Source organism: Qipengyuania sp. BR81-2 (assembly GCF_055693895.1).
The window spans coordinates 1,802,059-1,821,268 of record NZ_CM146344.1; the positions used below are offsets into that span (position 1 = coordinate 1,802,059).

Genomic DNA, 19,210 nt, shown 5'->3' on the forward strand with positions numbered 1-19,210 from the left:
GGCGGAAGAGACGTGAGCGCCGATATCCATCCTTTCCTGCCGGACGATCATCCGGAAGAGGATGCGCCGAATGTCGACCTTCACGGCGAGCGCAGCGTCTATCTCGATGCATATCTCAAGCCCTTCGCCGAATGGCTCGAGCGCGACACCGTTACCGAAATCCTCGTCAACAAGCCGGGCGAGGTCTGGGTGGAAGATGCGGCTGCCGGCGGCATGCAGCGCATCCAACGGCCCGACATCGATGACCGGCTGATCCAGCGACTTGCCGAGCAGGTCGCGCGTGTCAGCCACCAGGGCATCAACCGCGAACATCCGTTGCTCGGCGCCACGCTTCCCGATGGCGCTCGCGTCCAGTTCTGCGGCCCGCCAGCCGCACGCAAGCACTGGGCCATGGCGATCCGTCGCCATCGCCGCCTCGACCTGCCGCTCGATGCTTATGATTCCGGCCCGCTCGGCAAGGGCGCGGTTGCGCCGATGCCCGATCCGCAGGCTGAACCGGTCGCTTTCCTTCGCGAAGCCATTCGCCAGCGCAAGACGATCCTCGTCTCGGGCGGTACCAGCACCGGCAAGACCACATTCCTCAATGCGATGCTGGGCGAAATCCCGAAGCAGGAGCGCGTCGTGCTCGTCGAGGATACGCCCGAGCTCAAGCTGCCGGGTAAGAACGGCGTAGGCCTGGTCGCGGTGAAGGGCGAACTGGGCGAAGCCAAGGTGACCGCGAACGAACTGCTGCAAGCGGCGCTGCGCCTCAGGCCCGACCGGATCGTGCTAGGCGAACTGCGCGGCGCGGAAAGCGTTAGCTTCCTTCGCGCCATCAACACCGGTCACCCCGGAAGCTTCTCGACGATCCATGCCAACAGCCTGCGCGGCGCGCTAGAGCAATTGTCGCTGATGGTGATGCAGACCGGCATCGGCCTGACGCGTGCGGATACCATCGCCTACGCTGCCAGCGTGATCGATGTCGTCGTGCAGCTTAGCCGCGATTCGAGCGGCAAGCGCGGTATTTCGCAGATTGCGCAGAGCGCCGACCTTATTTGACAATTCTGACGGGTGCCGTAGCGGCACCCTTTGGCTGGCGGCCATGCCGTAACGTCAATTGCATTTCGTGAAATTGCTGCACTGCAACATAGCGTCGCGAAAGGTTGCTTTTGCGCAAGATTAATGCGTGAAAACTTGCGCGCATACGAATGTGTGATAGCCTCGAACCCAGGCCTCCAGAGAGAAGGCCATCGGAGAGGAGAGGGATTATGAGGATCAGGGCTTCCCTGATGGCCGGCATCTGTGCCGGTGCGATTGCCGTTCCAGCCTATGCGCAGGATGTTACCGGAGACAGCGACGAGTCCGGCATCGCAGAAGAAACGACCACCGAACGCGTCATTATCGTGACCGCTCAGCGCCAGGCGCAGAGCCTGCAGGAAGTGCCGATCGCGGTCAGCGCCTTCGACACCGAGGCACTTGAGGCCCAGCAGATCGAAAACGCTAGCGACCTCCAGCTGACGCTGCCGAACGTCTCTTTCACCAAGTCCAACTTCACGGCATCGAGCTTCACGATCCGCGGAATCGGCGACCTTTGCGTCGGTGTGACCTGCGACAGCGCGACAGCCATCCACCTCAACTCCGCGCCGCTTTTCGGTACGCGTCTGTTCGAGACCGAATATTTCGACCTTGAGCGCGTCGAGGTCCTTCGCGGCCCTCAGGGCACCCTGTTCGGCCGCAACGCCACGTCGGGCGTGGTCAACGTCGTGACCGCCAAGCCCGACCTTTCGGGTTTCGGTGCCGCAGCCGAATTCGAATATGGCAACTACAACTCGCTCCGCGCCAAGGGTATGGTCAACGTTCCGATCGGCGATGCGATCGGCCTGCGTGTCGCTGGCTACTGGCTCGACCGCGACGGCTATACGGAGAACCTGTTCGACGGGAGCGATATCGACGACCGCGAAATGTATGCCATCCGTGGCTCGCTGCGTGTCGAACCGGGTCCGGACACGACCATCGACCTGATGGCCTACTATTTCCGCGAAGACGATAACCGCCTCCGCATCCAGAAGCAGAAGTGCCAGTACGACCCGACCGGCGTGCTGGGCTGCCTCAATTCGCGGCGCGACTTCTCAGGCAACAACTCGAATGCGACCTTCACCGGTACGCTGGGTTCAAGCGAGTTCCTCGCGATCAGCGGTATCCCGGCGAGCTTCGGCCTCGGAAGCCTCTATGACGGCGGTATCTACGCCAATGTCGACACGCCTGCGGACTCCCGCGTCGTGAACACCGCGTTCACTCCCGAGTACTTTGCCGACGAACTGCAATTGCAGGCCCATGTCGAACAGGACTTCGGGGATCTGCAGCTCTCGATCACGGGGACCTACCAGGAAGTCAGCGTCGATTCGCGGCAGGACTACAACCTCGCGATCGGCGACCGCGCCGGTTATGCAACCGCGCTCAATACGCTGCAGCTCTTCGGTACCAGCGGTGTGCCGATCACCGATCCGGGCACAGGGGCTATCCTCGGCTTCGTTCCGGGCTCGAGTGCGTATTTCGCGCCGATTTCAAACGGACTGATCCCCAACGGGCCTTCGGGCACGCTGTGTACGTCCGACAATGACAACGGGAACCTTGGCCTGTTCGAAGGCAACTTCCTGTGCGCCGACAGCGGCCTGCAGTTTGACCGTTCGAACCAGGACGACAAGGCATGGTCGGTCGAGGCGATCCTCTCGAGCGACTTCGACGGACCGTTCAACTTCCTGCTCGGCGGTATCTACGCCGACCGGAACACGACCGAGAACAGCTACTACGTCAACAGCTTCGCGATCGATTACATCACGGGCATTCTCGGGGCATTCAATACCTTCCCGAGCATTCTTGACGGCAACCCGGCGACGAACTTGCCGCCGAGCTATCTCGCTACCTCGTTCTTCCGCAACAACACGCTGGACTTCAAGCTGGAGAGCTATGGCATCTTCGGCGAGGTCTATTTCGACGTCACCGATCGCCTCAAGGTGACCGGCGGTCTGCGCTACAACAACGACAGCAAGACGAACGTCGCGCGGTCGACGCTGGCGAGCTTCCTGAACCCGTTCGGCACCGACGAGCCGTTCAACTCACCCTTCGTCGGGCTGTTCGATGCCGATCCGGGGCGTGCAGGCAACCAGCTGCTGCAGGAACGCACTGCGGACTTCGACGAGATCACCGGTCGCTTCGTGATCGATTATGAGATCTCGCCGGACAACCACCTCTATGCGTCCTACTCGCGCGGCTACAAGTCGGGTGGTATCAACCCGCCGCTGCAGCCTATTTTCGAGGTGTCGGAAACCTTCGGGTCCGAGAGCATCGACGCTTTCGAGATCGGTTCGAAGAACACATTCCTCGACGGCACGCTGCAGTTCAACGCAACGGCCTTCTACTACAAGTACAAGGACCTCCAGCTCAGCCGTATTATCGCGCGCACTTCGGTCAACGACACGATCGACGCCGATATCTGGGGCCTCGAGTTCGAGACGATCCTTCGTCCGGACTACAACTGGCTCGTCAACATGAACCTGTCGTTCCTCAACGCAGAGGTTGCCGGAGACCAGTTCTTCTCCAACCCGCGCGATCCGGGCGGCGGCGACCCCAACGCGGTGATCATCAAGGACATCACCAACGGTGCCAACTGTGCCGTCACCGGTGCCGGTGCCGATGGCTTCGTGGCTGCGGTCAACGGCAGCCTCGGCCTGCAGGGCCCGACCGAGTTCCCTGCGGACGGCGGCATTGCCTCCTCGGGTGCCTTCAGCATCTGTTCGGTGCTCGAAGCCCAGTCGGCAAACCCGACTCTCGTCGGCCTGTTCGGATCGGTCTCGGTCCTGAGCCCGGGTGTCCAGGTCAACCTGAAGGGCAACAAGCTGCCGCAGGCGCCCGAAATGAAGGCATCGTTCGGCGTGCAGTACACGGCGGAGTTCGGCAACGGCGCAACGCTGGTCCCGCGCTTCGATATCGCCTTCACAGGCGAGCAGTACGGCAACGTGTTCAACGGCACCGTCAACCGGATCGCACCGTTCGTCCAGGCGAATGCGCAGATCCAGTTCAACGATGCCAGCGATCGGTTCTACGCAAGGGCCTTCGTGCAGAACATCTTCGACTCGGATTCGGAGACCGGCCTCTATGTCACCGACGCGAGTTCGGGTCTGTTCAGCAACATCTTCACGCTCGACCCGCGGCGCTACGGCATCGCGGTGGGTGCCAAGTTCTAATCCGCTTGGATCACAAAGGGGAGAGGAAGGGGCGGTTTTCGGGCCGCCCCTTTTTTCGTGCCCGCTCCTAAGCTTCGCTGCGGCTCGTTGCGAAGGGCGAGAAATCGGTGTCGGTGTCGAAGATCTCGACCTGCTCTGCCTGCTTGAGCTTGCCGACGACGAGGTAGGTCACCGGCGTCAGCAGCGCTTCCCATGCCGTTTTGATGAGCCACTGAGAGAGGACCACCTGCCACAAGAGCTCGACCGGCCAGCCGGCGAGGCCCCAGAAGGCGAGGGGGTAGAAGATAAGGCTGTCGAGCCCCTGCCCGACGACGGTCGAGCCGATCGTGCGCATCCACAGGTGCTTGCCCTGCGTCCACACCTTCATCTTGGCGAGTACGAAGCTGTTGGCGAATTCGCCCGCCCAGAAGGCAACCATCGATGCGAGCACGATACGCCAGCTGTTGCCGAAGACGAACTCGTAGGATTCCTGCCCCGGCCAGCCCTCTGCAGGCGGCAACTGGACCACTACCCAGGCCATGAAAGCCATGAAGAGCAGCGCGGCAAAGCCGGTCCAGATGACTCGGCGCGCGCGGGCATAGCCATAGACCTCGGTCAGGATGTCGCCGATGATGTAGCTTACGGGGAAGAACAGCACGCCCGCACCGAAGGACCACTGCCCGATGACCGGCAGGTCGACATAGCTCGGCTTGGACGCGCCGATCAGGTTGGACAGCAGCAGGATGGTTACGAATGCCGCCATCACGAGATCGTAATAGCGGAAACGGTGTCCTTGCGGCACAGCGGGGCTCTCGGGCTTTTCCATAGCGCGCTGCCTATCCTTGATTGGCGCTCGGGCAAAGCCGCGTTATGGCGACGCTGGCGCGCGCCCGTAGCTCATCTGGATAGAGCGCGAGACTTCTAATCTTGAGGCAGCAGGTTCGAGTCCTGCCGGGCGCGCCAAACTCTTACACTACCGCTTTGGTCCTCAAGGGCGGGTTTGGTCAGCCGCGCGCGACGGTGTCGAGCGGCTCTCCGGTCACCGGATATCCCAGGTCTTCACCGATCTCGAGCCAGCTCTTGCCCTCGCGCTTGCCCATGTATGGCGTGATAGTGCGCACGGGGATGCGATCCGCCTGTTCCTTGGCCGCGGCGAAGTCGTCGAACAACGCGAGACGTTCAAGGTTGCGGCGGGTGGGAAAGATCAGCTTGATATCGCCGCGCTCGGCCGCATCGAGCGCACCTTGCGCGGTGCTCCAGAACAGGTGTGTGTTCTCGGACAAATCGGCCTCGATTTCGACGGCACCGGTGCCGAGGTCAGCGATGTAGAAGCGGGTGTCGTAGACGCGCGAGAGCTTTTCGTTCTTGGGGAACCAGCGAGCGAAGGGCGTCAGCTGGTCGAGATCGAGCGACCAGTCGAAATGATCGAGCACGCTGGCAAGATCGCCTGTCTCGAGCAGGTAGCGGCGCGCCGCCCGAGCCTTCTCGGCATCGATATCTCCCGAAAGACCGATCACGAGGCCGGTCTCCTCCAGCGTCTCGCGCACGACGGCGATCTGGTGGGCCGCCTCGTCGGGCTCGAGCGAACCGCCCATCATCGCACCGAGATCGAAATCGGCTGGATCCACGCGCCCTCCAGGGAAGACGGCCATGCCGCCTGCGAAAACCATCTCGCGGGACCGGATCGTCATGAGGACTTCGGGAGGACCATTTTCCGGCCCTCTGCGGAAGATCACGACGGTAGCTGCGGGAATGCCTTCGGGACTGTCGCCAGGGTTAATCGTCATGCGGACCTGTGTGGCGGGATTGCGCGCGAATGCCAAGCACGAGAAGGTTAATGCGTTCTGTCGGGAATTTTTACAAAAGCCGGATGCGGAAAGTTGGTGTTAACCACCGCAAGGCAGGCAGCGTGCGGCATCGGCCTTTTTGGCACGCGGCGTGCATATCTTCCTGCGTCCCATTAGTCTTCGAGAGGCGGACCCTTCTGGTCTCCCGGTCCGCCTCCCCGAACGAACAAAAAGGCCCGCCCGGCAGTCCCCCGGGCGGGCCTTTCCCGTTTCTGGTTCGGCTGTGTCTTAGCCTTCGGCCTTGGCGACCTGCTTTTCTTCCATCAGCTGCTGGAGTTCGCCGGCCTCGAACATCTCCATCATGATATCGCTGCCGCCGAGGAATTCGCCCTTCACGTAGAGCTGGGGAATGGTCGGCCAATCCGAATAGGTCTTGATGCCCTGGCGGATTTCCATGTCCTGCAGCACGTCGACGCTGTCATAAGCGACGCCGCAATGGTCGAGGATAGCAACCGCACGGCTGGAGAAGCCGCACTGGGGGAAGAGCGGAGTGCCCTTCATAAAGAGAACGACGTCGTTGCTGCCAACGATGTCGGAAATGCGCGAGTTTACGTCGGACATGGGTGTCCTGCCTTTGCTTTAGCGAAAATGTCTGGCTGTCAGTTGGGTGCTTGCGTGGTCAGTTGCAAGGCGTGGAGTTCGCCGCCCATGCGTTCACCCAGTGCTTCGTAGACCATCTTGTGCTGGGCGACGCGAGTCTTGCCGGCGAATTGCGGCGCGGTGACCTTGGCCGCCCAGTGATCGTTGTCGCCCGCAAGATCGCGCATCTCGACTTCGGCGCCGGGAAGCGCGGCCTCGATCAGCGCGACGATGTCTTCGGCTGGCATCGGCATGGTGGGTTACTTCTGGTCGCTCATGAACTGACGGCGCGCTTCGACGGCGCATTCTTCCAGCTTGGCGCGGATGTCGGCTTCGCTGACATCGCATTCGGCGGCGGTCAGGTCGCCGAGCAGCTTGCGGACAACGTCCTCGTCACCGGCTTCCTCGAAATCGGCCTGGACGACCGCTTTCTTGTAAGCGTCGGTTTCCTCTTCGGTCAGGCCCATGAGACCTGCAGCCCATTCGCCGAGCAGGCGATTGCGGCGCGCAGCGATCTTGAATTCGGTTTCCTGGTCAAAAGCGTATTTTGTTTCTTCGCCGCGTTCGCGGTCCTTGAAGTCGGTCATGTCCTGTCCCCTTGGAGATTGGTTGCCCTGCCGAATAGGCATCGCACGGCATAGCGGCAAGGGTGTGGCGACGGATTAGTCCATCGTGACGACAAGTTTTCCGATAGCGCCGCGATTTTCCAGCTTGGCAATCGCTTCGTGCGCACGTTCGAGCGGGTACGTCTCGCTGACTAGCGGGTTGATTTTGCCCGCCTTCCAAAGGTCGAAAAGCTCGGAGATGTTCTGGTTGTTGCGCTCCGGCTCGCGAGCAGTGAACGCGCCCCAGAAGACGCCGCGAATGTCGCAACTCTTCAGCAGGGTGAGGTTGAGCGGCATCTTGGCGATACCTGCGGGGAAGCCGATCACGAGGAAGCGGCCTTCCCAGGCGATCGAACGCAGAGCCGGTTCGGAATAGTCGCCACCCACGATGTCGTAGACGATATCCGCACCATTGGGGCCGACGGCGGCCTTGAAGTCGTTGGCGAGTTGCTTGGAGGTGTCCTTGTCGAAGGGGGCGCGCGGGTAGATCACCACTTCGTCGGCACCGGCCTTCTTCGCGACCTCGCCCTTTTCTTCCGTAGAGACGGCAGCGACAACGCGGCATCCATAGGCCTTGGCGAGTTCGACCGCAGAAAGACCCACGCCGCCTGCAGCGCCCAGCACGAGGACGGTCTCGCCCTCCTTGATGTCGCCGCGGTCCTTGAGGCCGTGGATCGTGGTGCCATAGGTCATGAGCAGCGCCGATGCCTGCACGAGGTCGATGCCTTCAGGTACCTTGAACAGGCGCGCGGCGGCTACCGCGACCTTTTCCTGCAGGCCGCCATTGCCGACGCCGCAGATCACCTTGTCGCCGACCGCGAAGCCTTCGACGCCTTCGCCCAGTGCCTCGATCGTGCCCGAGATCTCGCCACCCGGGGCGAAGGGGCGCGGGGGTTTGAACTGGTACATGTCACGAATGATCAGCGTGTCTGGAAAGTTGATCGCACAGGCTGCCACGTCGATCAGGACTTCGCCCTTGCCCGGCGTGGGGGCTTCGATGTCCTCGACGACGAGGGTTTCGGGACCGCCGGTTTCTTTCGACAGGACAGCTTTCATGCGGGTTCTCTCCGGTGTTTCGTGGGCGCATCGAGCCATGGGAGGCTTCCGGCGCGTTGTTTTTCGTGTTTTGCGATAATCTCGTCGCGCTCGAGCGTTAGCCCGATCTCGTCAAGACCGTTGATCAGGCAATGCTTGCGGAAGGGATCGATCTCGAATGCGAAGCGATCCTGAAATTGCGTGGTAACGACCTGGTTTTCCAGATCGATGGTAATCGGGTGCTCTTTCGCGACTTCGAGCAGGCGATCGACCTGCTCTTGTGGCAATTCGACCGCCAGGATGCCGTTCTTGAACGCATTGCCCGAGAAAATGTCCGAGAAGCTCGGCGCGATGACTGCGGTCAGTCCCATGTCGAGCATGGCCCATGCCGCGTGTTCACGGCTCGAGCCGCAACCGAAATTGTCTCCAGCGATCAGGATCGGGGCGCCCGCGAAATCCTCGACATCGAAGGGATTTCCCGGGGCCGCGCGGATCGTCTCGAAGGCACCCTTGCCGAGCCCCTCACGACTGACCGTTTTCAGCCAATGCGCGGGAATGATGACATCGGTATCGACATTCTTGAGGCCCAGCGGGATCGCCCGGCCGGAAATTGTCGATACCTTGTCCATCAATCTGTCTCCGGCTTCTCACCCGAGGGGATCGGCCCGGGCTGCTTGGGTTTGTTCTTCTTTTCGCGGCGCTTGTTCGCATAGAGCAGCGCGGCGGCGATGGCGGCGGAGCCGATGGCCCCTGCGATGGCGGCCTTGCCTTTGGGTAGTTTGGTCATGACCCCCTCATGGGATTTGACGCGGGCAAGGGCAAGAGGTCACTCGCTCATCAACTTGCGAACATCGGTGAGCCGACCGGTTACCGCGGCAGCAGCGGCCATGGCGGGGCTGAGCAGATGCGTGCGCGAGCCCGGGCCCTGACGGCCGACGAAATTGCGGTTCGAAGTAGATGCACATCGTTCGCCTGGCGGGACCTTGTCGGGGTTCATCGCAAGGCAGGCCGAGCAGCCCGGTTCGCGCCATTCGAAACCGGCATCGGTGAAAATGCGGTCGAGCCCTTCTTCCTCGGCTTGCAGCTTGACGAGACCCGAACCCGGCACGGCGATGGCCCAGCGCACGTTCGCCGCCTTTTTGCGGCCCTTGAGGATTTCGGCAGCAGCCCGCAGGTCTTCGATCCGACTGTTAGTGCAAGAGCCGATGAAGATGTTCTCGACCTCGACGTCCTCCAGTGGAGTTCCGGGGGCGAGGCCCATGTAATCGAGGCTCTTGCGGGCTGCTTCCTGTTTCGAGGGATCTGCGAAACTCTCGGGCGAGGGGACGCTGCCGCCGATCGCGACCACGTCTTCCGGGCTGGTACCCCAGCTGACCGTTGGTTCGACATTGGCGGCATCGATCACGACGGACTTGTCGAAGCTCGCTCCGGTATCGGTGGCGAGCGATCGCCACCATGCGACCGCCTTGTCCCATGCCTCGCCGCTCGGTGCGTAAGGGCGTCCCTTCAAGTAATCGAAGACCACATCGTCGGGCGCGATCAGTCCGGCGCGCGCGCCGCCTTCGATGCTCATGTTGCAAACGGTCAGGCGGCCCTCGACGCTCATGCGCTCGAATACGTCACCGCGATATTCGATGACGTGGCCGGTCCCGCCCGCGGTTCCGATCACGCCGATGATGTGGAGGATGAGGTCCTTGGGCGTGACGCCCGGGCCGAGTTTGCCCTCAACGCGGACTTCCATGGTCCTGGAAGGCCGCAGCAGCAGTGTCTGCGTGGCGAGCACATGCTCGACTTCGCTCGTGCCAATCCCGAAAGCCAGCGCGCCGATCCCGCCATGCGCCGCGGTGTGGCTGTCGCCACAAACGATGGTAGCGCCGGGAAGCGAGAAGCCCTGCTCCGGGCCGACGACATGGACGATGCCCTGCTCGGGCGCGACCGCGTCGATATAGTCGATATCGAAAGAGGGGGCGTTACGTTCTAGCGCGGCGAGCTGTGCGGCGCTCTGCTTGTCCTCGATGGGTAGGCGCGAACCGTCGGAGGCCTTGCGCGCGGTCGTGGGCAGGTTGTGGTCGGGGACTGCCAGCGTGAGGTCCGGACGCCTGACTTTGCGCCCTGCTAGCCGCAGCGCCTCGAAAGCCTGCGGGCTGGTGACTTCGTGGACCAGGTGCCGGTCGATATAGACGAGGCAGGTGCCATCGTCCTGCCGTTCGACCACGTGGGCATCCCAGATCTTCTCATAAAGTGTGCGCGGTTTGCTGGCCATGCCTCAGGGTGTGGCCCCAGTTCGGGACAGGTGCAAAAAGGCAAATCCAGAGTCTTCCAAACTTCATCTTTCTATGCTTTACTTACACTCATGTCAGCAAAGCCATTCTCTTTTCCGATCAAAGTTCTGCCCGCGGATATCGATTTCATGGGGCACGTGAACAACGCGCGCTACCTGAACTGGGTGCAGGACACTGTCCTCGCGCACTGGCAGAAACTCGCCCCTGCAGAGGAGGTGGCGAGCAAGGCCTGGGTCGCGCTCAAGCACGAGATTACCTATCGCAAGCCTGCCTTCCTCGACGACGAGGTGATCGCAGAGACGGTGCTCGAGAAGATCAAAGGCGCGCGCAGCTTCTACAATACGGTGATTCGCCGCGGTGAGGATGTGCTTGCCGAGGTGAAGAGCATGTGGTGCTGCCTCGATGCGGAAAGCCACATGCCTGCGCGGATCAGCCGCGAGGTGGCACGCGACTATTTCGGCATCGATACGCGCAAAGCATCGCCAGAAGCGTAGTCAGGCTTTGCGCTGCCCCTGTGCAGCGCCTATATTGCGACCATGGAAATCATCGCACCGATCTTGATTGTCCTTGCGACCGTTGCTGCCATGGAGTGGGTCGCGTGGGCGAGCCACAAGTACATCATGCACGGCTTTGGCTGGGGGTGGCACCGCGACCATCACGAGCCGCATGACAATGTGCTCGAGAAGAACGACCTCTATGCGATTGTCGGTGCCGCGATGAGCATTTCGATGTTTGCGCTCGGAAGCGAATGGGTTCTTGGCGCGAGTGCCTGGTGGCCTGCGACCTGGATCGGGCTCGGCATCCTGTTTTACGGCATCATCTACACGCTGGTGCACGACGGGCTGGTCCACCAGCGCTATTTCAAATGGGTCCCCAAGAAGGGCTACGCGAAGCGTCTGGTCCAGGCGCACAAGCTGCACCACGCCACCATCGGCAAAGAAGGCGGCGTAAGTTTCGGTTTCGTCTTCGCGCAGGACCCTGCCAAGCTGAAAGCCGAACTCAGGCGTCAGCGCGAAGCGGGCGAAGCGATCGTTCGCGAGAGCGCGGGAGCCTGACGCAATCGCCGATCCGCTCGACCTGACAGGGGACTGGGACGGCAGCTTTTCCTATCCGGGCGTTGAAGCGACAACGCCTTTTCGTGTAAGGATCTCAGAAACCTCCGGCCAGTTCTCGGGCCCGGTGATCGAACCCGATATCTACCGCCCGACCGCGACGATCGAGGCCGAAATTTCCGGTGTCAGGACTGCCCGCTCGGTCGATTTCACCAAGGTCTATCTCGATGCGCCCCGCGGCTATGAAAATCCGGTCGATTACGTCGGCCAGATTTCGAGCGACGGCCTAGAGGTGACCGGTGTCTGGAGCCTGCTCGACATGAACGGCACCTTCGAAATGCAACGCGAGCAGGGTATTTCGGAAACGGAAGAGGCCGAGACCGCCGAAACGGTCTCGGCCCCTGCCGAATTCGATTAGTCTGTCGCCGCTTTACCTGGCGTAATTCACGTAGAGACCGTGGATCAGGCCCGGGATGAATCCGAGCAGGGTCAGGACGAGATTCAGCAGCGTCGTACCTCCAAGTCCGTGCTTGGCAGCAACGCCGAGCGGGGGAAGCAGGATGGTCGCGATCAGAATCAGAATTGCCATGGAGAGTGTCCTTTCGTCAGCCCTCCCGTCGTATGGCATATCAACGACTTGACCGGGTGGGGGTTCCAAAAATACCGCGGTGGGGCGCTCCTCGCCGCCACTTTGGGCGGCCTATCCGTTTGCGTCATTGGACAAGCGAGAGATTGATGGCACATTGCCCGCAATGGGGGATGTCTTCCTTTCCTATGCGCGGGCCGACCGAGAGCAGGCCGAGCGGCTGGCTGCCGAGATCGAAGCTGCCGGATATTCGGTCTGGTGGGATCGCCATATCGATGGTGGATCGGAATTTGCTGCCGAGATCGAACGCCGGCTGGAAGAAGCGCAGGTCGTGCTTGTCCTCTGGTCCAAGGATGGTGTCGCGTCGCGCTGGGTTCGCGACGAGGCCGGAATAGGCCTCGAGGCGGGCAAACTGGTCGCGACAAGCCTCGACAGGACGCCTCCTCCGATAGGCTTCAAGCAGATCCATGCAATCGACATGACCGACGAGCGGGGGCACTCGGACCTGCTGCGCGCTTTGGGGCACAGGCTCACGAGTCTTCCGGAAACGCCAGCCCCCAAGGTCGAACGGCCGGCGGCCAACCGGACTGTCGCCATACTGATGGTAGCCATGGCTCTCGTGGTCGTGGCTGCGGGGTTCTGGTGGATCAACCGGTCCAGCGACAGCGAGGCTCTTGCCAGCGAACAGACCGGCGTCGCCGTCCTGCCTTTCCGGTCGCTGTCCGAGAACGAGGATGACAGATATTTTGCGGAAGGAGTTGCCGAGGAAATCCTCAACCGGCTCGGAGCACTGGCGGAATTGAGGGTCACCGCACGCTCGTCGAGTTTCCAATTCGCAGGCACCGATCTGGCGCCTGCGGGAATTGCCGAGCAGCTCGGGGTCACGCATCTCGTCGACGGGACGGTACGTCGTAATGGCGAAGACTGGCGGGTCACGGCCCAGCTCGTGCGAGCAAGCGACGGCAGCCAGCTCTGGAGCAACACCTACGACGTGACAGGTTCGGACATTCTCGAGGTCCAGTCCGAAATTGCCGAACGTGCGGCAGAAGCGCTCGGCGTCCTGCTCGACGATAGCAAGCGCAAGCGGATGGGCGAGGCGGGGATCGACAATCCCGAGGCCTATGCCCTCTTCGCGCGGGGGCTGGAGCTATTCGGGAAGGCGCATAATCAGGGTGCTACGTACGAGAACCTTGCCGAGGCCAACGCGCTTTTCGACCGCGCCTTCGCAATTGAGCCGAGGTTCTGGAATGCGCAGATCGCCGCGATCGACCGCTACAGCCACTTGCTGACCGACCACAGCATCGGCTTCGATGTGGGAGGGCCGGAGGTCGCCGAAGAGGCGCGTCTCGAAATCCTGCGCAGGCTCGCACTGGCGCGAGAGAATGCCCCACGCTCGGCCTATCCGGTGATCGACCAGCAGGCGATCCAGTATTCGGACGACTGGTCGAACGCCAAGGAAGTCGTCCTGCGAATGCTCACCAATCAGGGCGGCTGCAGCATGCTGACCAGCTACGACGACTGGCTCGTGATCCGGTTGGGGCTGGTCGAAGAGTATATCGATTATGCCCAGCGCTTGCAGAAGTGTGATCCTTTCGCGAGCCGGGTCCCCCTCGTAGCCATGCTCATTTATGCAGACCGCATCGAAGAAGCGATCGAAGTTGCCGAGACTTCAGGTGACACGTCGGAAGCGATGATGCGTATTCATGTCCTTGCGCTTGCGACGGCGGGACGGACCGAGGATGCCCGTGAGGTGTTGGGCAAGATGGATCCGCAAGCCTACTATCGCGGTCAGGCCGAGACTTGGGTGTTGGCGGCCGAAGGCGATCGTAAAGGCCTGCAGGCCCAGATGGATTTCTTCGAGCAGATGGGCGCACCCGATGTCGCGTTCATGCATGTCGCAACGCTGATGGGCGATCAGGAACTCGCGAATGAGGTTGCGGCGCGGATCGACGCGCGGCCGGCAGGCCCGATCTGGTTTGCGCACAGCGGCATAGTGACCTGCCACTGCGGAAATGGTTTCGATATGGATGCGACGCCAAGGTTCAAGGCGCGCCTTGAGCAAGCCGGCGCCTCACTCGATCTTCCATCGCCGATGGACTGGCCGCTGCAGAAGGACTGAGGATCACTCGTTGCGGGTGGCGATCCAGCTGCCCGCGATCACGAGGATGGCGGCGGAAATCCAATACCAGGGATGGCCGAGGGTGAAATAGGTGACCACCGCGCCAGTCGCCATCGCGCCGATTGCCATTGTCTTTGCGCGCCGGCTGATTGCGCGGCGCTCACGCCAGTCACGGACCTGCGGACCCCATGTCGGATGGTCGAGGATCTTCTGCTCGAGCTCGGGACTCGAGCGCGCGAAGAAGTATACCGCCAGCAGGAGAAAGGGGACGGTCGGCATGATCGGCAATGCCGCGCCGATCGCGCCAAGGCCCACGCTGATGAAGCCGAGGGCGCGGTAGACCGTCCGCCACATGTCAGCTGGCCGCGATCCTGGCGGCGTGATCCTTCACCAGCGCGATCATGTTCGGCACGCCCTGTGTCCGGTTGCTCGAAAGCTGGTTCTTCAGGTCGAACGGCGCGAGCGCTGCGTGGATGTCCAATCCGGCAACTTCTCCGGCGGGCTTGTCCTGCACGGCAGAGATCACGAGCGCGACAATGCCCTTGGTAATCGCGGCGTTGCTGTCGGCGAGGAAATGGAGCTTGCCGCTATCACCCGTGGGATAGACCCAGACGCTGGCCGAACAGCCACGCACCAGCGTGGCATCGGTCTTGAGCGCAGCGGGCATGTCGTCGAGTTCGCGGCCGAGTTCGATCAGCAGGCGATAACGCTCGTCGCCTTCGAGGAACTCGTATTCTTCTTGGATATCGGAAAGGGAGCGCATGGCCGCGCCATCTAGCGGCGTGCGGCGCCTGCGTCCATCGGACTCAGCCCATCAGCCCGCCGGGGCGCGTAAATGCATGGTAGATGACGTAGATCCAGCTGATAAAGCCGTGAAATATGGCCCAGAGGATCGACTGGTTCTTGGTCCAGGAGATCGCGATCGCGAGCGCGCTCCCGATGCCGATACCGACCTTGGCGACTTCACCGCCGCGCTCGATCACAGGTCGACCCCGCTGGCGATAGCCTCGAGCTTTTTGATGCGCTCCTTCAGGTCGGCGAGCTCGATGCGCGCTGCGCCCATCGACGAGCCTTCTTCCTGCCGCGGGCCGGAATGCTCTTCCAGTTCACGCCGTTTGAGGTCCAGCCAGCCCTGCCAGCCGCGCAGCATGGCCGCAGCCACGATGACCAGCCCGGTAAGGCTTGCCGCTGCAATGATTAGTGTCGGTTCGAACATTTCCCCATGTCCTCCTTGAACCAGTGCCTATCCCTATTCGCCTTTGCCGGACTGCTTGTCGCGCAGTGCCTCGATCTCGGCGGATATTCTCTTTGTTTCCTGCGCATCGAGCGAGTTACCGTCGGTGGCGATCCGCTCGAGCACCTTGATGCGTTCACGCAGGTCCTCGATTTCATGCTCGGTCTCGGCATCGCGTACCGCATTGCCGAAGCTTTCCTTGCCGGTCTCATCCACGATGATTCCGCGCTCCGCCCGGTGGCGGGCCTTGAACATCTGGACCATGCCCCACACCACGATGGCGACGACTGCGACGATGGCCCATCCGCTCACGATGCCGGCTCCCGCTTGTCCTCGACCGCGTCGAGGGCGCGCAGTTCGTCAATCTGCGAGGCGAGCGCATGGTTGCTGTCAGTCGCGATGCGTTCGAGCACCCGGACGCGCTCCTCCATCTTGGAGTAGTCGCCCTTCTGGAAGCGGGCCTGCTCGGCGCGTGACTGCTCTATCTGCGCCTTGAGTTCGAGCTTGCGCTCGTCGGCACGGATCTGGCTGCGATGGATGACGATGCCGGTCAGCATGCCAAGGCTGGCGACGGTCAGGATGAATCCGAAAATAAGTACGAGATCGGCGTCCATCACACAGTCTCCTTCTTGGGCCTGAGGGCCTCGATTTCTTCCGCAAGGTCGATCGAGCGATCGGTCGCAATTCGTTCTAGCACTTCGACGCGTTCTTCGAGACCGCTCTTCGACCGTGCCTTGACTTCTTCTCCGGCGTTGCGAGCCCGAAGGCGCGTGATGCCGAAGGTAAGGCCGACACCGCCTGCAAGGGCCAGCGCCGCAATGATCAGGGCGTCCTGCACGAGCTGGGCGTCAGCTCCGCCGAACATCAGTTGGCCTCCTTTCCATCACGCAGGCGATCGATCTCGCTGGTGAGGTGGTAGCCGCTGTCGGTCACGATGCGCTCGACATTGCCGAGACGATCCTTGAGCGAGCCGAGTTCTGCGCGCAGTTCGGCATTTTCCTGGGTGAGCAGCTTCACGCGCTCCACCGCCTGGTCGTTCCTTGGATACACCGCCTTGCCCCAGCTGTTTTCAAGCGGATAGCCGTGCTTCACGCGGATCCAGGTGTTGGCGACCCAGCCGAGTGCGATGAGAGCCGAAGGAATGGCGAGCATCGCTACGGGGATTTCAGACAGGTCCATTATGCTTTCTCCGAAGTCTTGATATCAAGCGGTACGCCGGTGCCGGTGTCGCGGTCGCGCAGGGCTTCGATCTCGTCGCGGAGCGAATAGCCGCGGTCGGTGACGATCTTCTCGAGCACGATCATGCGGTCCTGCATGGAGTCGAGCTTGTCGTGCAGTTCGCGGTTTTCCTCGCGCAGGCGCTTGGTTTCCGCGTTGTCGCTGCGTTCCGTCTTGCCGCCCCACTCATCTTCGAGTGAGTAGCCGTGCTTGGCACGGATCCAATTGTTGATCAGCCATCCGGCGGTGCTGAGCGCCACGAGGACGATGACGAAAGTGGGGCCACCCCAGTCCATTACGCTTTCTCTCCCTGCTTGATATTGAGCGGCACACCGCTGCCCTTTTCCTCGACCTGGCGCTGGTCACGCAGCGCCTCGATCTGCGTGGCGACGTCGTAACCTTTGTCGGTCACGATGCGCTCGAGCACCTGGACGCGGTCTTCAAGCTGCTGCACGCGGCTGGCGTATTGCGCAGCCTTCTCGGAACTCGCTTCGGCGGTGGCCGAGATGCGCTTCTCCTCAAGCTTGCGCTGGTTCACCAGGTAGATGATGCCCAGCACCATGATGAAGGGTGCAAGCGGGATCAGTATTGCCAGATCCATGGTCTTTCCTCCCCTCTTCGCGGCTTAACGCAGGCGCTCGATTTCGGCGTTCAGGCGCGGGTTATTGCTGACGTAGAAGGTTTCGACGTCGGCCAGGCGGCGATCGATGTCCTTCATCCGGCTGCGGATCTCGCGAGCGGTGCGCTTCGGGTTTTGGCGCACGCCCTGCCAATACCTCTGCTCTGCAGGCTCCGAATAGAGATGCGCGGGCTTCTTGTTCAGCAGCAGGCCGGCGAGGAAGTAGAACGGGATGGTCGAGCCACCGGTCATGAACGTCAGGCCGAGGAAGCCGAGGCGAACCCAGAAGGCATCGACGCCGGTATAGTCGGCGATGCCCGAGCACACGCCCATCAGCTTCGCATTGCTCTTGTCGCGATAGAGGGTCGTACGGGGGGAGTTCACTTCGAGGCTCCTTTCTTCTCGGAAATCAGCTGTTCGAGTTCGCGCAGCTGCTGGTTGTCCTGCTCGCTGTCATGGACGAGGCGTGCGGGACGGAAATCGGGGTTGTCGGAAGCGACCAGGCGCTCCACGGTGTCCATGCGGTCATCGAGGCGCTTGGCGAGGTTGTAGAGTTCCTCCAGCAGCGCTTCGTCATCGGTGGTGATGGTGGCCGAGGTCTTCCACTTCGTGATGTAGTGGAGAATGATCCACGGCAGCGCGATGAAAATCGATACGATTGCAAAAATCTCGTCCACGGATCAGTCCTCTTTCTTGGCGCTGCCCTTGCCGAGCGCCTTCTTCATCTGTTCAAGTTCGTCGTCGATCGCATCGGCACCCTCGAGGGCGGCGATTTCGTCGGCGAGGCTGGGCTTATCCTTGCCATCGGTGATGGCGAGGGCGTCGGCACGGCCTTCGGCGTAATCGACGCGGCGTTCGAGCTGGTCGAAGCGGCTGAGCGCATCGTCGACCCGATCTTCGGTCATCAGCGTGCGCAGTTTAACACGATTTTCCGCGCTCTCGAGACGCGCCGCGATGGCGGTCTGGCGGCTGCGGGCTTCGCGCAGGCGGTTCTGCAGCTTCTGGATGTCCTGTTCGTAGGCGCGCAGCGCATCGTCGAGCACCGAGATTTCCTGCTTGAGCTGGTCAGCCATGTCGCCAGCCTTCTTCTTTTCGACCAGGGCTGCACGGGCAAGGTCTTCGCGGTCCTTCGACAGCGCGAGCTGTGCCTTCTCGCCCCAATCTGCCTGGAGCTTGTCCAGTTTGATGGTGTGACGGTGCATTTCCTTCTGGTCGGCGATGGTGCGTGCGGCACTCGCGCGGACCTCGACCAGCGTCTCCTCCATTTCGAGGATGATCATGCGGATCATCTTCTGCGGATCGTCCGCCTTGTCGAGCATGTCGTTGAAGTTGGCCGCGATGATGTCACGGGTACGGCTGAAGATTCCCATCAAAGGTGCTCCACTAGAAAAAAGTCGGCGGCGCGCTGGCCTGTGTCCTTGGTCGGCGTCGGCGAACGACGAAGCCGTTCTACCTCGCTATCGAGCCGCGACAAGGTTACGCGGTTGGGACGGGCCGAAGCGTCCTTGCGCGATGAAGCGCGGGGGGACTGTCGGGAGTAGTACGCTCCGGCCCGAGGGGATCGAAATTGCTCACGCGATCTCCACATGATTGATCGATGCCACCAGCGGCATCGGGGTGGTAACCGCAATCTGTGAGCTCAAGGCGACGAATGCCGTCATCATTGCGATGCTGGCGAGGGCTGCCTTGCCGAGTTGGGTGCTGAAGAATTTGCGGTCGTACATGGTGTCCTCCCTGGACTGAAACTGTTGTTGTCCCATGTTCAGCAAGCAGCGTGCCAAAAATCGAAAAACGGGAGAAAACCGTGCCGTTGGGAGAGGTTGGTGATTTTT

The 19,210-nt window shown here is 61.7% G+C and carries 30 protein-coding genes and 1 tRNA gene; 7 read left to right on the forward strand and 24 right to left on the reverse strand.

Features of this window, described 5'->3' with window-relative positions:
* Positions 1-12 precede the first annotated feature (12 nt).
* Both virB11 and ACZ1G8_RS09025 read left to right on the forward strand, forming a co-directional pair.
* Complete coding sequence (virB11, locus tag ACZ1G8_RS09020; RefSeq protein ID WP_472679097.1) at positions 13-1,038, forward strand: P-type DNA transfer ATPase VirB11; 1,026 nt, start codon at positions 13-15, stop codon at positions 1,036-1,038.
* A 209-nt stretch (positions 1,039-1,247) separates the two neighbouring features.
* On the forward strand, positions 1,248-4,223 hold the full coding sequence (locus ACZ1G8_RS09025) for a TonB-dependent receptor (RefSeq protein ID WP_472679098.1): 2,976 nt from the start codon (positions 1,248-1,250) through the stop codon (positions 4,221-4,223).
* A 67-nt stretch (positions 4,224-4,290) separates the two neighbouring features.
* Here the strand turns inward: ACZ1G8_RS09025 and ACZ1G8_RS09030 are convergent, their stop codons facing one another.
* On the reverse strand, positions 4,291-5,028 hold the full coding sequence (locus tag ACZ1G8_RS09030; protein ID WP_472679099.1) for a queuosine precursor transporter: 738 nt from the start codon (positions 5,026-5,028) through the stop codon (positions 4,291-4,293).
* A gap of 60 nt (positions 5,029-5,088) precedes the next feature.
* Here ACZ1G8_RS09030 and ACZ1G8_RS09035 point away from each other — a divergent pair.
* Positions 5,089-5,165 (forward strand) — tRNA-Arg (locus tag ACZ1G8_RS09035).
* A gap of 41 nt (positions 5,166-5,206) precedes the next feature.
* Here the strand turns inward: ACZ1G8_RS09035 and ACZ1G8_RS09040 are convergent.
* The 8 genes from ACZ1G8_RS09040 to leuC form a co-directional block, all read right to left on the reverse strand.
* The gene (locus tag ACZ1G8_RS09040; protein ID WP_472679100.1) at positions 5,207-5,989 is read right to left on the reverse strand and encodes an NUDIX hydrolase; all 783 of its coding nucleotides are present in this window, start codon (positions 5,987-5,989) and stop codon (positions 5,207-5,209) included.
* 288 nt (positions 5,990-6,277) lie between these two features.
* The gene (gene grxD, locus ACZ1G8_RS09045) at positions 6,278-6,610 is read right to left on the reverse strand and encodes a Grx4 family monothiol glutaredoxin (RefSeq protein WP_472679101.1); all 333 of its coding nucleotides are present in this window, start codon (positions 6,608-6,610) and stop codon (positions 6,278-6,280) included.
* A gap of 38 nt (positions 6,611-6,648) precedes the next feature.
* Positions 6,649-6,882: a BolA/IbaG family iron-sulfur metabolism protein gene (locus ACZ1G8_RS09050; RefSeq protein ID WP_472679102.1), complete on the reverse strand. Its 234-nt coding sequence runs from the start codon at positions 6,880-6,882 to the stop codon at positions 6,649-6,651.
* Positions 6,883-6,888: 6 nt separating this feature from the next.
* Positions 6,889-7,215, reverse strand: coding sequence for a DUF1476 domain-containing protein (locus tag ACZ1G8_RS09055; RefSeq protein ID WP_472679103.1), 327 nt, complete (start codon positions 7,213-7,215; stop codon positions 6,889-6,891).
* 75 nt (positions 7,216-7,290) lie between these two features.
* A complete protein-coding gene (locus ACZ1G8_RS09060; RefSeq protein ID WP_472679104.1) occupies positions 7,291-8,289 on the reverse strand; it encodes an NADPH:quinone oxidoreductase family protein in 999 nt (332 codons plus the stop codon).
* Positions 8,286-8,897: a 3-isopropylmalate dehydratase small subunit gene (gene leuD / locus ACZ1G8_RS09065; protein ID WP_472681229.1), complete on the reverse strand. Its 612-nt coding sequence runs from the start codon at positions 8,895-8,897 to the stop codon at positions 8,286-8,288. The genes ACZ1G8_RS09060 and leuD overlap by 4 nt, the downstream gene beginning before the upstream one ends.
* A complete protein-coding gene (locus ACZ1G8_RS09070; RefSeq protein WP_472679105.1) occupies positions 8,897-9,055 on the reverse strand; it encodes an isopropylmalate isomerase in 159 nt (52 codons plus the stop codon). Before ACZ1G8_RS09070 ends, leuD begins: the two co-directional genes overlap by 1 nt.
* 39 nt (positions 9,056-9,094) lie before the next feature.
* Complete coding sequence (gene leuC / locus ACZ1G8_RS09075) at positions 9,095-10,531, reverse strand: 3-isopropylmalate dehydratase large subunit (protein ID WP_472679106.1); 1,437 nt, start codon at positions 10,529-10,531, stop codon at positions 9,095-9,097.
* Positions 10,532-10,621: 90 nt separating this feature from the next.
* Between leuC and ACZ1G8_RS09080 the strand changes: the two genes are divergently transcribed.
* The 3 genes from ACZ1G8_RS09080 (at position 10,622) to ACZ1G8_RS09090 (ending at position 12,020) form a co-directional block, all read left to right on the forward strand.
* The gene (locus tag ACZ1G8_RS09080) at positions 10,622-11,044 is read left to right on the forward strand and encodes an acyl-CoA thioesterase (protein ID WP_472679107.1); all 423 of its coding nucleotides are present in this window, start codon (positions 10,622-10,624) and stop codon (positions 11,042-11,044) included.
* Between the two features lie 42 nt (positions 11,045-11,086).
* Positions 11,087-11,605: a sterol desaturase family protein gene (locus ACZ1G8_RS09085; RefSeq protein WP_472679108.1), complete on the forward strand. Its 519-nt coding sequence runs from the start codon at positions 11,087-11,089 to the stop codon at positions 11,603-11,605.
* Positions 11,606-11,729: 124 nt separating this feature from the next.
* Positions 11,730-12,020 carry a hypothetical protein gene (locus ACZ1G8_RS09090; RefSeq protein ID WP_472679109.1) on the forward strand — a complete coding sequence of 97 codons (291 nt, stop codon included), beginning with the start codon at positions 11,730-11,732 and terminating at the stop codon, positions 12,018-12,020.
* Positions 12,021-12,032: 12 nt separating this feature from the next.
* On the opposite strand, the gene ACZ1G8_RS09095 is transcribed toward ACZ1G8_RS09090, so the two are convergent.
* Complete coding sequence (locus ACZ1G8_RS09095; protein WP_160608000.1) at positions 12,033-12,191, reverse strand: YqaE/Pmp3 family membrane protein; 159 nt, start codon at positions 12,189-12,191, stop codon at positions 12,033-12,035.
* Positions 12,192-12,354: 163 nt separating this feature from the next.
* On the opposite strand from ACZ1G8_RS09095, the gene ACZ1G8_RS09100 reads away from it, so the two are divergent.
* Complete coding sequence (locus tag ACZ1G8_RS09100; protein ID WP_472679110.1) at positions 12,355-14,307, forward strand: TIR domain-containing protein; 1,953 nt, start codon at positions 12,355-12,357, stop codon at positions 14,305-14,307.
* A 3-nt stretch (positions 14,308-14,310) separates the two neighbouring features.
* Here the strand turns inward: ACZ1G8_RS09100 and ACZ1G8_RS09105 are convergent, their stop codons facing one another.
* The 14 genes from ACZ1G8_RS09105 to ACZ1G8_RS09170 form a co-directional block, all read right to left on the reverse strand.
* A complete protein-coding gene (locus ACZ1G8_RS09105; protein WP_472679111.1) occupies positions 14,311-14,661 on the reverse strand; it encodes a YbaN family protein in 351 nt (116 codons plus the stop codon).
* A gap of 1 nt (position 14,662) precedes the next feature.
* Positions 14,663-15,070, reverse strand: coding sequence for a SufE family protein (locus tag ACZ1G8_RS09110; RefSeq protein ID WP_472679112.1), 408 nt, complete (start codon positions 15,068-15,070; stop codon positions 14,663-14,665).
* Positions 15,071-15,113: 43 nt separating this feature from the next.
* Positions 15,114-15,290 carry a hypothetical protein gene (locus ACZ1G8_RS09115; RefSeq protein ID WP_221547762.1) on the reverse strand — a complete coding sequence of 59 codons (177 nt, stop codon included), beginning with the start codon at positions 15,288-15,290 and terminating at the stop codon, positions 15,114-15,116.
* Positions 15,287-15,523 carry a hypothetical protein gene (locus ACZ1G8_RS09120; protein WP_472679113.1) on the reverse strand — a complete coding sequence of 79 codons (237 nt, stop codon included), beginning with the start codon at positions 15,521-15,523 and terminating at the stop codon, positions 15,287-15,289. The genes ACZ1G8_RS09115 and ACZ1G8_RS09120 overlap by 4 nt, the downstream gene beginning before the upstream one ends.
* A gap of 33 nt (positions 15,524-15,556) precedes the next feature.
* The gene (locus ACZ1G8_RS09125) at positions 15,557-15,853 is read right to left on the reverse strand and encodes a hypothetical protein (protein ID WP_472679114.1); all 297 of its coding nucleotides are present in this window, start codon (positions 15,851-15,853) and stop codon (positions 15,557-15,559) included.
* Positions 15,850-16,155 carry a hypothetical protein gene (locus ACZ1G8_RS09130; protein ID WP_472679115.1) on the reverse strand — a complete coding sequence of 102 codons (306 nt, stop codon included), beginning with the start codon at positions 16,153-16,155 and terminating at the stop codon, positions 15,850-15,852. The genes ACZ1G8_RS09125 and ACZ1G8_RS09130 overlap by 4 nt, the downstream gene beginning before the upstream one ends.
* Positions 16,155-16,406 (reverse strand): hypothetical protein, encoded by a 252-nt coding sequence (locus tag ACZ1G8_RS09135; RefSeq protein ID WP_472679116.1) that lies wholly within the window; start codon positions 16,404-16,406, stop codon positions 16,155-16,157. The genes ACZ1G8_RS09130 and ACZ1G8_RS09135 overlap by 1 nt, the downstream gene beginning before the upstream one ends.
* On the reverse strand, positions 16,406-16,720 hold the full coding sequence (locus ACZ1G8_RS09140) for a hypothetical protein (RefSeq protein WP_472679117.1): 315 nt from the start codon (positions 16,718-16,720) through the stop codon (positions 16,406-16,408). Before ACZ1G8_RS09140 ends, ACZ1G8_RS09135 begins: the two co-directional genes overlap by 1 nt.
* Positions 16,720-17,055, reverse strand: a complete 336-nt coding sequence (locus ACZ1G8_RS09145) for a hypothetical protein (protein ID WP_472679118.1) — start codon at positions 17,053-17,055, stop codon at positions 16,720-16,722. The genes ACZ1G8_RS09140 and ACZ1G8_RS09145 overlap by 1 nt, the downstream gene beginning before the upstream one ends.
* Positions 17,055-17,360, reverse strand: a complete 306-nt coding sequence (locus ACZ1G8_RS09150; protein WP_472679119.1) for a hypothetical protein — start codon at positions 17,358-17,360, stop codon at positions 17,055-17,057. The genes ACZ1G8_RS09145 and ACZ1G8_RS09150 overlap by 1 nt, the downstream gene beginning before the upstream one ends.
* Positions 17,361-17,384: 24 nt before the next feature.
* Positions 17,385-17,762, reverse strand: a complete 378-nt coding sequence (pspC, locus tag ACZ1G8_RS09155) for an envelope stress response membrane protein PspC (RefSeq protein ID WP_472679120.1) — start codon at positions 17,760-17,762, stop codon at positions 17,385-17,387.
* On the reverse strand, positions 17,759-18,055 hold the full coding sequence (pspB, locus tag ACZ1G8_RS09160) for an envelope stress response membrane protein PspB (RefSeq protein WP_221429119.1): 297 nt from the start codon (positions 18,053-18,055) through the stop codon (positions 17,759-17,761). Before pspB ends, pspC begins: the two co-directional genes overlap by 4 nt.
* Before the next feature lie 3 nt (positions 18,056-18,058).
* Entirely contained in the window at positions 18,059-18,748 is a 690-nt protein-coding gene (pspA, locus tag ACZ1G8_RS09165) for a phage shock protein PspA (protein WP_472679121.1), read from the reverse strand.
* A gap of 201 nt (positions 18,749-18,949) precedes the next feature.
* Positions 18,950-19,102: a hypothetical protein gene (locus ACZ1G8_RS09170; RefSeq protein ID WP_472679122.1), complete on the reverse strand. Its 153-nt coding sequence runs from the start codon at positions 19,100-19,102 to the stop codon at positions 18,950-18,952.
* Positions 19,103-19,210: the final 108 nt, after the last annotated feature.